This is a genomic window from Asticcacaulis aquihabitans, from assembly GCF_032490435.1.
GTDB lineage: Bacteria > Pseudomonadota > Alphaproteobacteria > Caulobacterales > Caulobacteraceae > Asticcacaulis.
Map to the genome: position 1 here is coordinate 264,028 of NZ_JAVGWM010000001.1, position 13,501 is coordinate 277,528.

General features: G+C 56.8%; 11 protein-coding genes. 7 read left to right on the plus strand and 4 right to left on the minus strand.

Annotated features, from left to right (window positions below):
- The first annotated feature begins 163 nt into the window (after nucleotides 1-163).
- Together RCJ00_RS01290 and RCJ00_RS01295 are read left to right on the plus strand one after the other, a co-directional pair.
- Nucleotides 164-814, plus strand: a complete 651-nt coding sequence (locus tag RCJ00_RS01290; RefSeq protein ID WP_316219782.1) for an alpha/beta hydrolase — start codon at nucleotides 164-166, stop codon at nucleotides 812-814.
- Nucleotides 811-1,410, plus strand: coding sequence for an alpha/beta fold hydrolase (locus tag RCJ00_RS01295; protein ID WP_316219783.1), 600 nt, complete (start codon nucleotides 811-813; stop codon nucleotides 1,408-1,410). The genes RCJ00_RS01290 and RCJ00_RS01295 overlap by 4 nt, the downstream gene beginning before the upstream one ends.
- Here RCJ00_RS01295 and RCJ00_RS01300 read toward each other — a convergent pair.
- Together RCJ00_RS01300 and RCJ00_RS01305 are read right to left on the minus strand one after the other, a co-directional pair.
- Nucleotides 1,407-1,817: a hypothetical protein gene (locus tag RCJ00_RS01300; protein WP_316219784.1), complete on the minus strand. Its 411-nt coding sequence runs from the start codon at nucleotides 1,815-1,817 to the stop codon at nucleotides 1,407-1,409. The two genes, RCJ00_RS01295 and RCJ00_RS01300, sit on opposite strands and share 4 nt — an antisense overlap.
- A 9-nt stretch (nucleotides 1,818-1,826) precedes the next feature.
- Nucleotides 1,827-2,960, minus strand: a complete 1,134-nt coding sequence (locus tag RCJ00_RS01305; RefSeq protein WP_316219785.1) for an anhydro-N-acetylmuramic acid kinase — start codon at nucleotides 2,958-2,960, stop codon at nucleotides 1,827-1,829.
- Between the two features lie 86 nt (nucleotides 2,961-3,046).
- Here RCJ00_RS01305 and tyrS point away from each other — a divergent pair, with 86 nt between their 5' ends.
- Nucleotides 3,047-4,300 carry a tyrosine--tRNA ligase gene (gene tyrS, locus RCJ00_RS01310; protein WP_316219787.1) on the plus strand — a complete coding sequence of 418 codons (1,254 nt, stop codon included), beginning with the start codon at nucleotides 3,047-3,049 and terminating at the stop codon, nucleotides 4,298-4,300.
- A gap of 55 nt (nucleotides 4,301-4,355) precedes the next feature.
- Here the strand turns inward: tyrS and RCJ00_RS01315 are convergent, their stop codons facing one another.
- Complete coding sequence (locus RCJ00_RS01315) at nucleotides 4,356-8,507, minus strand: YhdP family protein (RefSeq protein ID WP_316219788.1); 4,152 nt, start codon at nucleotides 8,505-8,507, stop codon at nucleotides 4,356-4,358.
- Nucleotides 8,508-8,697: 190 nt separating this feature from the next.
- Between RCJ00_RS01315 and RCJ00_RS01320 the strand changes: the two genes are divergently transcribed.
- The 4 genes from RCJ00_RS01320 (at nucleotide 8,698) to RCJ00_RS01335 (ending at nucleotide 12,381) form a co-directional block, all read left to right on the plus strand.
- Nucleotides 8,698-9,192 carry a peroxiredoxin gene (locus RCJ00_RS01320; protein ID WP_316219789.1) on the plus strand — a complete coding sequence of 165 codons (495 nt, stop codon included), beginning with the start codon at nucleotides 8,698-8,700 and terminating at the stop codon, nucleotides 9,190-9,192.
- Nucleotides 9,193-9,494: 302 nt separating this feature from the next.
- Nucleotides 9,495-10,637, plus strand: a complete 1,143-nt coding sequence (locus tag RCJ00_RS01325; protein ID WP_316219790.1) for a peptidoglycan DD-metalloendopeptidase family protein — start codon at nucleotides 9,495-9,497, stop codon at nucleotides 10,635-10,637.
- Nucleotides 10,621-11,163: a bactofilin family protein gene (locus RCJ00_RS01330; RefSeq protein WP_316219791.1), complete on the plus strand. Its 543-nt coding sequence runs from the start codon at nucleotides 10,621-10,623 to the stop codon at nucleotides 11,161-11,163. The genes RCJ00_RS01325 and RCJ00_RS01330 overlap by 17 nt, the downstream gene beginning before the upstream one ends.
- A gap of 213 nt (nucleotides 11,164-11,376) precedes the next feature.
- Entirely contained in the window at nucleotides 11,377-12,381 is a 1,005-nt protein-coding gene (locus RCJ00_RS01335; protein ID WP_316219792.1) for a YihY/virulence factor BrkB family protein, read from the plus strand.
- Here the strand turns inward: RCJ00_RS01335 and prfB are convergent.
- Nucleotides 12,382-13,501, minus strand: a protein-coding gene (gene prfB / locus RCJ00_RS01340) for a peptide chain release factor 2 (RefSeq protein ID WP_316219793.1) whose coding sequence is annotated in 2 segments (ribosomal slippage) — nucleotides 12,382-13,431 and nucleotides 13,433-13,501 — 1,119 coding nt in all. Because the reading frame shifts where the segments join, the coding sequence is not laid out codon by codon here.

Here is a 13,501-nt window from a genome sequence, read left to right on the forward strand (position 1 = left end):
TCGTGTTCGTGCGTAAGCAAAAACCTGCGCAAAAAGAAATCTTTGTGCTAATAGGCGCAGTTGCCGCCTGTGATGGCTTGGTTGGAATGTAATAATTCCGACTAATCTAGTCAACAATTATGGCGCCGAACATGACGATTTTATGCATATATAAGGTGATTGAATGCCCGAAGTGATCCTGGCCGGAGCTGCCGGACGTATCGAAGCCCGTTACAGCGCAGGCAAGACCGAGAACGCGCCGATCGCCCTGATTCTGCATCCGCACCCCAAGGCGGGCGGCCATATGAATAATCCGGTCACGGTGCAACTGTTTCATCTCTTCATGACACGCGGCTTTTCTGTCCTGCGTTTCAACTTCCGCGGTGTTCAAAAGTCGCAAGGGGAATTCGATTCCGGCATCGGCGAACTGGCGGATGCTGCGACGGCGCTTGACTGGCTGCAGGCGAAAAATCCGACCGCTTCGCAATTCTGGGTCGCCGGTTATGATTTCGGCGCCTATATCGGCATGCAGTTGCTAATGCGCCGTCCGGAAACCGATGGCTTTATTTCGGTGTCCCCGCCGACTAACGCCTACGATTTCAGCTTCCTGGCCCCCTGCCCGGCCTCGGGTATGTTCCTTCACGGCGCAAATGACTCGATCGTGCCGACCTCCGAAGTGGAACGCGTTGTCACGAAGCTGCGCTCACAGAAGGGGATCACCATCCGCTCTGAGACGGTCGCGGAGGCCAATCACTTCTGGAACGATCAACTGAAAGAAGTCGAAACCCGTGTCGGCGCCTATATTGATCGGCGCATGGCCGGCGAAGTTGAGTGACACTGTTCTTTCTGCCGGGAGTCGGGGCTGATCCCGGATTTTGGCGGCCCGTGGGCGACCACCTGCTCTCCAACAGTGATAAAGTCTATTTCGGCTGGCCCGGTCTCGGCAATCAGCCAGCCGACCCCGGCGTCAACGGTTACGATGATCTGATTGCCTTGGTTGAGCGTCAATTGCCCGATCATCCGGTCGATTTGCTGGCGCAATCCATGGGCGGCCTCATCGCCCTGAGCCTGGCCTTGCGGCATCCCGCGCGCATTCGCAGGCTGGTGCTTGCCGTCACGTCGGGCGGTCTGGATGTGACGCGTTTTGGCGCTCAGGACTGGCGTCCTGATTATAACTGCGACTACCCTAACGGGGCGACATGGATTACCGGCGAAAGGCCGGACATCTCAAAACACTTGGGCGAAGTCCTGCAACCGACCCTGCTGCTATGGGGCGACGCCGATCCAATCAGCCCGGTCGCGGTCGGAAGATATCTGGCCGAACGCCTGCGCAACGGCACTCTGCACATCGTCGAAGGTGGTGGGCATGACCTGATTTATCGGCGGGCGTCAGAGGTTACGGGTTTGATCTCGACCCACCTGACAGCTTAAGGGCAGCGCACGCGGCTGGTGTCGTCGACCTTCAATGTCTGACCATTGTGGCTCAGGACCAGGTGGAGGTCACGGTTCCATTGTTCGCCTTCGCCTGAGAAAGCGGCCTTAACCGTCACGTCGCTGGGTGTCTTGATGATCACACCCGTAATTTGCCCGGTACTTTCCCAAAAGGTCAACTCGGTCTGGGTGATCGTCAGCTTCATGTCGCTGTTCCCGTGGCATGCGGCCAGGTCGGCGTCCCAGCGTCCGGCGAAGCCGCCGGGCAGCAAAGTGGCGGTCGGCGCCAGCGAGGCCGATGATGCGTCGCTTGGCACCGGCTGTGACGACGCGTTTGCGCCAGTCGAGACGGCGGGCGCACAGGCCGCCAGGCACAGGCTTAGGGCGAAGACGGACGGAACGCGCATATTGGCTCCCTAGCTGGCGAGCAAAGTGGACTTGCTCCGGGGATAACTGACAACACCGCCGCTCAACGGCGTTTTAACGCCCGTGGTGCCGGGAAACGAGATGGGCTTTCCCTGTAACGACCGCACGGCCATATAAGCGAAGGCTTCGGCTTCGATAGCGCCGCCACGCCAGTTCATCGTCTCGGCCAAGACGACGCGTGCCGGGGCCAGGGCGGACGTCACCTGATTGACGAGATGCGTGTTGTGGCGACCGCCGCCCGCCAGGATGACTGTCTTCGGCTCCGCACCCGTCAGCCGAATCCCTGCCAGCAGGCTTTGCAGCGTAAAGGCGCTTAACGTCGCAAGACCGTCTTCGAAGGACAGGGTATCAATGTGTGACAAGGTGAAATCATAGCGGTCGAGCGATTTGGGCGCCTTGGCCTGAAAGTAGGGATGTGACAGATACGCGGCCACAATATCCTCGTGAATCGTGCCCGACGCGGCGATGCGTCCTTCGTGGTCATAATCACCCCGGTCGTGCCGTCGCATCCATTGATCCATAAGGCCGTTGGCGGGACCGGTATCGAGAGCCGTCAGACCGTTTTCGTCGATCACGGTAATATTTGCAACGCCACCCAGATTGACGACGACCAAGGGCAATTCCAGCTTCGCGTTCTGGGCCAGCGCACGGTGATACACCGGGGCTAAGGGTGCGGCTTCGCCACCGGCTTCGATATCGGCCTGGCGGAAATCGCAAACAACGGGAATACCGGTGGCATCGGCAAACGCCTGGCCGTCGAAGAGTTGGACGGTTCGCCCCTTCACATCGCCCTTTGGGCGTTCATGCAGGACGGTCTGGCCGTGCACGCCCAACACATCGAACGTCTGCAAATTCAGATCATTATGCGCCAGAAATTCACGTAGAGAGCGAAGGTGGTAATCGACCAGAACCCGTCTTGCCTCGGCGAAAATAGTCGGCTCCGTCTCGCCGCGCGGCCACGCCAGAGCGGCCCGGATAGTCTCTTCCAATACCGACCGCGTCGCCGAAGGCATAGGCATTTCTGCCCATGGTCCGAATGTTATCTGCGCATCGCCGTCGGTTTCCAGCACCGCCATATCGATGCCGTCCAACGATGTTCCCGTCATAAAGCCGATGGTTTTCATGCAATTACCTATGGAAAAGAAGTCGCAACGTGGTACAGGCACTGTCGCACCAAATCGTGCGAACACCAACCTTCATGTTAGAGATCATGACCACCTTTAAATCCGATTTCCTCAACGTCCTCTCAGAGCGCGGTTTCATTCACCAGTGCACGGACGCGGAAGCCCTCGATACGCTGGCTTCCGCCGGACCGATCACGGGTTATATCGGCTATGACGCCACGGCGTCGTCGCTGCACGCCGGCCATCTGGTGCAGATCATGATGCTTTACTGGCTGCAAAAGACCGGGAACAAGCCGATTGTTCTTATGGGCGGTGGCACGACCAAGGTCGGTGATCCGACCTTCAAGGACACCCAGCGTCCGCTTCTGACCGACGAACAGATTCAGTCGAATATGGACGGTATCAAAAGCGTGTTCACCAATTTCCTGACCTTCGGTGCCGCTGAAACCGACGCCATCATGGTCAATAACAATGATTGGCTGTCGGGCTTCGGTTACATCGAATTCCTGCGCAATTTCGGCACGCATTTCACCATCAATCGCATGTTGACCTTCGATTCGGTCAAGCTGCGGCTTGAGCGCGAACAGCCGATGACCTTCCTCGAATTCAACTACATGCTGATGCAGGCTGTGGACTTCCGTGAACTGAACAGCAAGTACGATTGCGTGCTTCAGATGGGTGGGTCGGACCAGTGGGGCAATATCATCAACGGTGTTGAATTGACGCGCCGGATCAACAACAAGGCGGCCTTCGGGCTGACGACCCCCCTGCTCACGACGTCATCCGGCGCCAAGATGGGCAAGACGCTCGGCGGCGCGGTTTGGCTGAATGCCGATGCGCTGTCGCCCTACGATTACTGGCAGTACTGGCGCAATACCGAAGATGCTGACGTTGGCCGCTTCCTGCGCTTGTTTACCGCGCTGCCGATGGCCGAAGTCGCTCGCCTCGAAGCGCTACAGGGTGCGGAAATCAACGAGGCCAAGAAAATCCTCGCCGATGAAGCAACGCGCATGGTTCACGGCCAGGAAGCCGCCGCGATTGCTCGCGACACGGCGCAGAAGGCTTTTGAACAAGGCGTGTTGTCCGCCGACCTGCCGACGGTACAAATCGAGGACGCGGTCCTGGCCGAAGGTATCATGCTGGCTGCCCTGGCCACCCGCATTGGGCTGACGGCATCCAACGGTGAAGCCCGACGCCTGGCTCAGGGCGGCGGTTTGCGTGTCAACGATGTTGCCATCACCGATGGCAACCAATTGATCACAAAGGCTGACCTGAATACGGACGGCGTTATCAAGGTGTCGCAGGGCAAGAAGAAAATTGTTCTGGTTCGTCCTGTATAGAGCGTCAGTTCAAATCAATTAAAAGCTCGGAGGCGAAAAGCGCCTCTGGGCTTTTTTATTTCTTGCTCTTGGTTGGCTTGCTCGCTCTGTCATTCTGGTCGCGCAAGTCGTCGAGCTTGTCTTCCATTCCCGGCAAATCCAGGGCTGGCAAGGCGTCCTTGCGCGAGGCCTCGAACCAGACCTTCATGAAGCCGGGCAGTACGACTGACAAGGGATTGACGGTCGCTTCCGGAAGCTTCGACGTCCCGCCGATGTGATACTTGATGCCGACCAGCCCCAGCCCGTTCGATTTGACGTCGCCAAAAATGGCGTTGACGCTGTAGGCTGGAATAATGGTGCCACGCAGGTCGAGCGCTTTGCTGTCGAGATCGCTCGTGCCCCACACGCTGATCCCGAGGGCTTCTCCCTTGGCGTAGCCATTGCTTATAAACAGCAGGCCATCCTTGTATCGCACAGGGAAGTCGAATTCGCGGAACAGAATGCCGTCGCCGACAAGGGTATCGTTCAACCCTTGGAGGGAGGCAACCGTCAGAAGCTGGGCCAGAACCGGAATTTGCTTTACCCGGATATCTGAACCACGCAAAGACGCATCGACCTGACCGTCGGCGTAGACGCCATCAATGACCGCCCTCCCTCCTTTGACGTTACGATTGCCGGTCGCAGCTTGGACGATACTCCCCAGATTATCGGCGCGTAGCGTGAACAGACTATAGGCGCCTTGATCGTCAAGGGTAAGTGTCAGCGGTTCGCCGTCGGTCGTCCGTCCCGAGCCCGAACCACTTACGCCATTGGCGCCGTCCCACGTTAGGTCGAGGTTGAGCTGGTTAAATACGTCGGAGGGCGTCATGCGCAACTGCGCCAAATCGACAACCAGGTGGGTGGCGGGGATAGAAGCCGGGGCGTTGGCGGCGGCATCGACCACATCGGCAAGTTTTGCGGCGGGAGCGGGTGTGGAACTATGCCGGGTCTTTTCGCGCGTCGATTCCAGCCAGGGCCGGAGGTCCAACTGCTGGCCGCTGATCGACATCACATTCGTATTTTGCTCTGGAACGGCATAGTATTTGAATGCGACGTCTATAAAATCTTTCAGATAAAGTTTTGAAAAATCAGCAAATTTCAGACTTCCATCTTCGGAAAAGGATGCCCGGCCGTCGATGCCGACGCGCGATCCAGCGGCATATATGCGGGACAGGTTTGTCCCTCCCTTCGGCCCCTGCTCATCAATCGATATGGCAAACTGAGCGGACTCACCGGCTGGCTTCACCCAGTCTGTGGCGTTGACGCCAAGGTTGGCACGCGTCGCGTCCATGTTGAGGACGGCCGCTGGCTGTCCGGGCGTATTGTACAGGCTGAAAACGAAATCGGTATTGCCGCCGACTCTCACCGGTGTCTGGCTGTAGCCCAGTGCCGACAGAATGGCATCGCTCACGGTGCCGCGAATCTGTAGCTCGTAGGGCACGCTTGTATTTGGTAAGACAATCGGCGTCGGATCGTCACGTTCTTTCAAGGGCATGTCGAAATTGATGGTCTGGTCGAGCAGCTCGACCTGGCCGCTAAGCAATCTGTCCGTCTGCTGCCACACGGCCGTGACATCGACCGGTTGCTTGGGGGCGAAGAAAGCCTTTGGGAGACCCAGAATGTACCAGTCATCAGGCATGACCTTCATGCTCAGACGCCGTTGCAGTTCATCCGTGCCAGGGATTTCTGTCCATCCCAGGGTCGCGTTCATCTGGTCGAGTTTGAGAAGGGCTTCTTTCGAGGCGCCGTCCAGGGAAATATTGACCGTGAGGTGACGCGGCTCATTGAACATGGGCAAGGCGCCGTATCCCAATTGGTCGGCTTCATCCGGTGTGATAATAGACTTGTATACCAGCCGTGACCGTTCACCCTGGATGTAGGCGATGTCGCCAGACAGGCTTTCGGCATCGACTTCCCCGCTCCAGATCTCGCCGGACCGCAAGAGCGAAATCCGCGTCGGCACTTCTCGTTTCAAATGCTCGAAAATGGGCAACCCCTGGGCTTCCATCCCCTTCGAAAGCGTCACGCCTTCGATCAGCATTTCGGTTGGCCGTTCATCCGCGACTTGCGTTTTGCCCTGCCAAGAGACCTTGCCGCGGAAAATATCGGCGTCGATCGTGCCCTCACCCTTGCGGTTAGCTATTGTGAAATGACCTTTGATGGCAACAGGCACGCGAGGTGAGCCGCCGAACTGTGCGGCGTTGAAATGGCCGTTGAAATCGACAACCTGACTTTTCGGGTCGAACTGGGTTTGATATTTGGCATTACCCTCATACGGGCCTAGTCGGGCGGGGCCTTCAACGACCAATGTATTGGCGAGTTTGTCCCCCGTTACGACCAATTGCCCTTTTGTCATGTCCCAACCAAGGGCTGCCTGTTTGAAGGCACCATCGGTGACGTTTGCCTTGAAGGTCAGGCCGAAATTTTTGTCGTTGATTGCGTGAAAAGTTGGAAAGCGGATTTCAACATGCGCTTTGGCGGCTCCGCTCAGGCGGTCGCGTGTCAGGCCATTGTGGCTTAAGGCCATGTCGGTAACGGGATCGATGGCTTCGATAACGCTGACGACATCCGTATCGCTGTCGAGGGAGATTTGGGTATAGGTTGTGCGGTCGGTGAAGTCGGGAACAAGCAGACGTCCCTTCGTCAAGCGAACATCAACGAGACGACCACCATTTACGTCCATGTCAAAGCGGTTGCCCAGGAGGGTGCCGTGTCCCTTTAACTCAGTCGCATCCTGAAGCCGGTTTTCGATTGCCAGGGTGAGGTTCTCGAAATCGAAATCCAGGCGTAGGTCTTCGTTCGTCAGATGGTGGAAATCACCTGGCTCAGCCTTCAGCACGAAATCGGCATTGGCGAAATCCCCCCCTTTGATCCGCTCGATCAGCATGGAACGGGTGCCGGGCGACAAATCCTCGGGCCAGAAAGCGAAAACTTCTTCCTTGGTAAAATGTCCCTTGATCTGGGCCGTCAGGTCGGCGCCGATTTCGCCTTGCGAATCTGTATAGACGCGTCCCTTGGTCTGAAGAGGCGCGCCATTCAGCAGACCAGCCCCCGTCTCTATCGTCAGCTCCCGCTGGAGGGGCACATAGGCGCCCTTGAAATGCGCCTGGGTAAGAGTTTGCCGGGCAAAGTCGTCGGCCAGACGCCCGCTGACCCTCGGGCCGTTGAAATCGAAGCGGAAGGTCAGGTCGCGATTGATCTTGCGGTCGCGGGGCTGAAACAGAACTGTACCGTGCAGATCCGTATCCAGTAGGTGCGAGCGGACGCGGAAGGTTTCGAAACGCGCCGTATGGTCGGCCGACCTATAACCAGCCTTGATGCGCGCTTCCTCAAAGGTCTGGCGGAAATCGCCTATATCTATGCGGCCCTGTGAAGCGCGCAAATCCACAGTGGCGCCTTCGAAGCCCATTTTCTGACTGTAATCGACCCGCGCCAGCCCGTTTGTCGCGGCATTGATACCGGCAATAGCGCGCGTCACACCAACCGACGGGAAGACGCGGCTGGGATTGAGATTGGCGATATTGGCTGAAATTGTCGCGCGTTTTAATCCAACCGTGCCTGATGCTTCCGCCCTGAGTGCTGCTGGCGCCCCTTCGGCCATACCGAGACCGGCAATCGTCAGGTCGACGTGTCCCGACATTTTGCCATGGAGCTTGGCAAAATCAATCGTTGAGACGTGCGCTGTCCAGTCAAGCGGCGCATCCTGCTGGATCAGCCGTAATTGCCCATTCTTCAGGAAGAGCTGACGGGTGAAGCTAGCGGGCCGCCCGAGCTTTTCAGGTCCAGTAAGGTCGTAGAAAAAACCTGCGAGTCCGCTTGTTTCTTCCGGTATCCCGCGGGCTTCGTAGCCCAGGTCGTACTTACCATCCTTGGATACGGACGCCGCCACGAAAAAATCCTCGGCGGTAAGACGCGCCGGAGCAAAGTGTGCAAGCAGCAGGCTGTCGGCGGCGAGCGCGGCCTCCATTTTGCCGGCGCGCGCAATGATACGGTTCTGGCGGTCGGTGATGATTAGCTCGTCGAACCGGAACCCAACCGCGCGGGCGTCACCAAACCAGACGAGGTCGAGATGTTCTATGCTGACGCTGGTTCGCGGCAACTGGGCTTCGATGCGGGAAATAATGATGGGACGAATGCTGTCGACACGGATGGGCCCTTGAGCCAGCCGGACTCCCAATATGGCAATCATCAAGGCGACGAGCCCAATAATGATCGCGCGCGGCCGCTTGCGTATAATCTCGAAATATTTCTTCACTTATTTGCGGACGCGGCTGTAAGGTTCGGGCGGAAAATCACTATAAACGGCTCATGGGAAAAGTGCGTTAACGCGCGCTGTCTTATGCCCGTCATCTTCTTTAGATACTGAGCAAGGCTATGTCATGGCGAAAGAACCAAAAAATGTAACTTCTTTTACGGCCTATCCGGCGCCCGATTTTGTCCTACCGTCCAGTGCGGGGGGCGAAACCAGTTCCGCGGCCCTGAAAGGATCATGGTTTGTGTTATTTTTCTACCCGACGGACAACACGCCGACCTGTACGCAGGAAGCCTGCGAGTTTTCGGCGGCTTTGCCCGAGTTCGAAAAATTAGGCGTAAAACTGTTCGGCATATCGAAGGACAGCCTCAAGGATCACGAAAAATTTATACATAAATATGGCCTGCGAATGCCGCTTTTGTCGGATATCGATACCTCCACGATCAATGCATTTGGGTCATGGGGGGAAAAGAAGCTTTATGGTCGCGCCTATATGGGCACCGATAGATCGACCTTTATAATCGATACGCAAGGTTACGTCAGACAAGATTGGCGTAAAGTTAAGGTTAAAGGGCACGTCGAAGAAGTCTTGGCTGGTCTTAGGCGTCTTGTGGCGGAATAATTGAAGTCGAATACAGTCACTTACTTTGGCTTACCATTGATGTTTGGCCTGTGCATAACCTCAGTGGGATGGCGGCTGGGAAGTTTGATTTTCGTGCGGTGTCCGGCGGCATCATTCTTGAAACGGCCCGGGTGCGAACTTTCAAATTGGGACACAGTCAGAATGGCTACTCCGCTTAACATATTGGTTTTGATCGGTGTTTCTACCTTGCTCGTCCGCAGCAAAGAGGCGTCACGATATACACCTTGCTTATCCACCGTCGCGAAGGCATAATTAACAGAAGGTTTAGGGTGCTGGCGGTGATGAGTAAAACAGACTTGGGACAGCTAGGCGGCTGGATGGAATCTATATTTCCAGAGCGTCATCTGTACATCCGTTCGGGTGCGGAAACCCACGGTTATGTTTTGAGTTCAGGCAAACAGCTCTTCCTGATGCTTCTGGGTTCGGCGCTTATAGCCTGGCTCGCCATTTCCACGGCGTTTACGATTTTTCTAGCGTTCAATCACGGGTCTGGGTCTGAAAGCCAGATGCTCATGATGAAGGCGCAATCGGAACGCTGGATCGCTGACCGTCAGGCGCGCCTCGACATTGCCACCCAGCAGGCCTCCGCCAATTCCGGGTCGTTGGATCAATTGGCCCAAACCGTTGAAAAACGACATCAAGGCCTCGTCGCTTTGCTTAAGGATTTCAAGGGTGTGCCGGGTGCCGTGGCGGCGCTCTCCCCTGCCCCCATAGATGATAGTTTGCCGCCGATCGAGCGTATATATTCCGTGCGCGCCGAGCAGGAGCGAATGGTCAGTCAGGCGGAAACCTTCGCGCGGACTCGCGCCGAAAAGCTTCGGCTGGCTTTCCGTATCGCCGGCCTGAACCCCCAGGCTTTTGCCGGAGGTGGTTCCGGAAGTTCGTTGACCGCTGCCAAGGACAATAAGAGCCTTGCCGACTTTTTGGGCGTTGACGAGGATTTCGCTGAACGTATCCGCAACGCGGCCATGGATTTGAGTGATATGCGCGGTCTGCAAAACAGCGCCCAGCGCATTCCTTTTGACCGCCCCACGATCGGTGTACGTGAAACCAGTGGCTTCGGCGTACGCTTCGATCCGTTCAATCACCGCCCGCGCATGCACAGCGGACAGGATTTCGCAGGTCCTTACCTGACGCCGATCTATGCAACGGCGCCAGGCATCGTTTCTTACGTCGGCGTCCGTACCGGCTATGGCAATGTGGTCGAAATCGACCATGGCAATGGCTTCAAGACCCGATATGCCCACCTGGCTTCCGCCAGTGTCAGAACAGGACAGCGCGTCGCCGTCGATCAGCGTATCGCGTCCATGGGCAATACAGGCCGTTCGACCGGCACCCACCTTCACTATGAAGTCTGGCAAAATGGTCGCGCTCAAAACCCCGCACGTTTCTTAAAGGCTGGAGATTATGTTCAACAAAACTAGTAAACCGACCCCGCCCGCGCCGAAGCCGCAGCCCGTTGTCGCGCCGCCGCTTGAAACGCCTAACGTCAACCTAAACCGATCGAAACCGGTTACCACTGGTGGCGCTCGTCCGCTGTCCAGTTTTGGCGGTGGCTTGCTGATCGAAGGCAATATCACTGGAACCGGCGACCTGCACCTTGATGGTACGGTCCGCGGCGACGTGAAGGTTGCGCATTTGGTTGTGGGCGAGTCCGGAAATATCGAAGGTAAGGTCGAGGCCGAGACCATTGAAGTCCGGGGACGTGTTGTAGGTTCAATTACCGGCAAGCAGATAAAGCTGCAGGCCACGGCCTATGTCGAAGGTGACATTACGCACGACCAGTTGGCGATCGATGTGGGCGCCTTCTTCCAGGGGCGCTGTCTGCAAAACCGTCGTGTCGAACCCGCGGCTGTTGCCCCGACCGTCAGCGCGCCTGCTGCACAGGCCGATTATGGTACGCCCAGCCTGGGTAGCTACGACATGAACGCCTTGTCCGATCTGAAATAGTCGTGTCGAGACACACAGCCTTGTTGAAAGCCGGAGACATCGACTGTCTTCGGCTTTTTTCTTTATAATCTTTATGCTTGTATCCGCGCCTTCGACACTAGAGCGGAATGATTTTAGTGGAATCATTATTTCGCTCTAGACATTTGATTTTGCATCATGTTTTTCCAAAAAGTGGCGTCCACTTTTTGGCATGATGCTCTAGGCGATTCATATATGACAGAAATTCCCCGCAAGCGGCCGCCGCTGACCTTGCCCGCCTTCTGGTTCATATTCAAGGAAACCATCCGCGAATGGAACGATGACAAGGTGCCGCGGCTAGGTGCCGCTCTGGCATTCTATAGCATGTTGTCGATAGGCCCCTTGTTGCTGATCGTCATAGCCATGGCAGGCACGGCGTTCGGCCGTGACGCGGTGTCTGGCTATGTTTTTACGGAAATCCGTGGCCTGATTGGTGACCAGGGGGCCAGCGCCATACAGAACATCCTGATCAGCACAAGCAACCCCAAGGCCAACTTTATCGCCAGTCTGATCGGTGTAATCACCTTGATCGTATCGGCGACCAGCTTCTTTGCCCAGCTTCAGGACGCACTCAATACGATCTGGAACGTCGAGGAGCAGGAAAGCGGTCACTGGACCTGGTTCATTCATAAGCGGTTGTTATCCTTCGCCATGATCGTTGGCATTGGCTTCCTGTTATTGATCGCCCTCGTCGTATCCGCCGCCCTGTCGGCGATCAGCGCGCTCGTTCGGGATTTGACGCCGCTTGCGTTCGTGCTCCATTTTGCGAACCTGGCAGTGTCGTTCGGGGTAATAACCGTTCTTTTTGCCATGATATTCAAGGTCTTGCCGGACGTTCATATCAAGTGGCGCGACACCTGGGTGGGTGCCGCCATTACGGCTGTGCTGTTCTCATTCGGCAAACTGTTGATCGGTCTCTATCTCGGCCACAGCGCCTTCAGCTCCGCCTACGGGGCGGCCGGATCGCTCATCGTTGTTTTGGTCTGGATTTACTATTCGACGCAGATTTTCTTTCTCGGCGCAGAATTCACCCAGGTCTATTCCCGCTACATGGGGGCACAGATCGTGATCAAAAAGGGCCGTCGCAAGATGCCGGCGCATTTGGCGGCCACGACGGATTCCGGCGTGGCCGCCAATGAGGAAGTGGTCAATGTCGCCAAGACGGCGATAGGCGCAAACGTCGCGAAGCCTGAGCTATAGTCAGGCGTCCGCATCACGGGTAACACCGACCCGCTGCGCTAGTGAAGCGCCCATGAAGGCATCCAGATCGCCATCGAGCACGCCTTGCGTATCCGACGTTTCGACATTGGTGCGCAAATCCTTGACCATTTGGTAGGGTTGCAAGACGTAGGACCGTATCTGGTGCCCCCAGCCAATATCTGTCTTCTGGTCTTCCAGGGCCTGCTGTGCCGCTTCGCGCTTCTGCAACTCCATCTCGTACAGGCGCGCCCGCAGCATCTTCCAGGCTTCGTCCCGGTTCGCATGCTGTGACCGTCCAGCCTGACACGCCACGGCTATACCGGTCGGTATGTGCGTCAAACGAACGGCCGAGTCCGTCTTGTTGATGTGCTGTCCACCGGCGCCGGACGCACGATAGGTATCCGTGCGGACGTCAGCCGGATTGATATCAATGACGATAGTGTCATCGACCACGGGGTACACCCAAACCGATGCAAAGGACGTGTGACGCTTGGCGTTGGAATCGAAAGGCGAGATACGAACCAGGCGATGCACACCCGCTTCGGTCTTCAGCCAGCCATAGGCGTTTTCGCCAGACACCTTCAAAGTGATGGATTTGATCCCGGCCTGTTCGCCCGGTGTTTCTTCCTCGACGTCGATGCTCATGCCATGGGCATTGGCCCAACGCGAATACATACGCAGCAGTATGCCGGCCCAATCGTTGGACTCCGTGCCGCCGGCGCCAGAATTGATTTCGATATAGGCGTCGTTACCGTCCGCTTCACCGGACAGAAGGGCCTCAAGTTCGGCTCGGGCCGTGCGGCTTTTGAGATCTTTCAAAAGGCTGCGGGCTTCCTCGACCAGGTCTTCATCGCCCTCCATATCGCCTAAATCGGCGAATTCGATGGCGTCTTTTAGTTCCTTTTCGATTGAACGCACAGCCTCAATGGAAGCCGACAATTTCGAACGCTCTCGCGAAATCTTCTGGGCTTCTTCGGGCCGGTCCCAGAGGGTCGGGTCCTCGACACGGGCATTCAATTCATCGAGACGTCTTAGAGCGACATCCCAGTCAAAGACGCCTCCTGAGCAGTCCTATGGACTGCTCGATCTCGGAAGCGGACGCTTCGATATCCAAACGCAT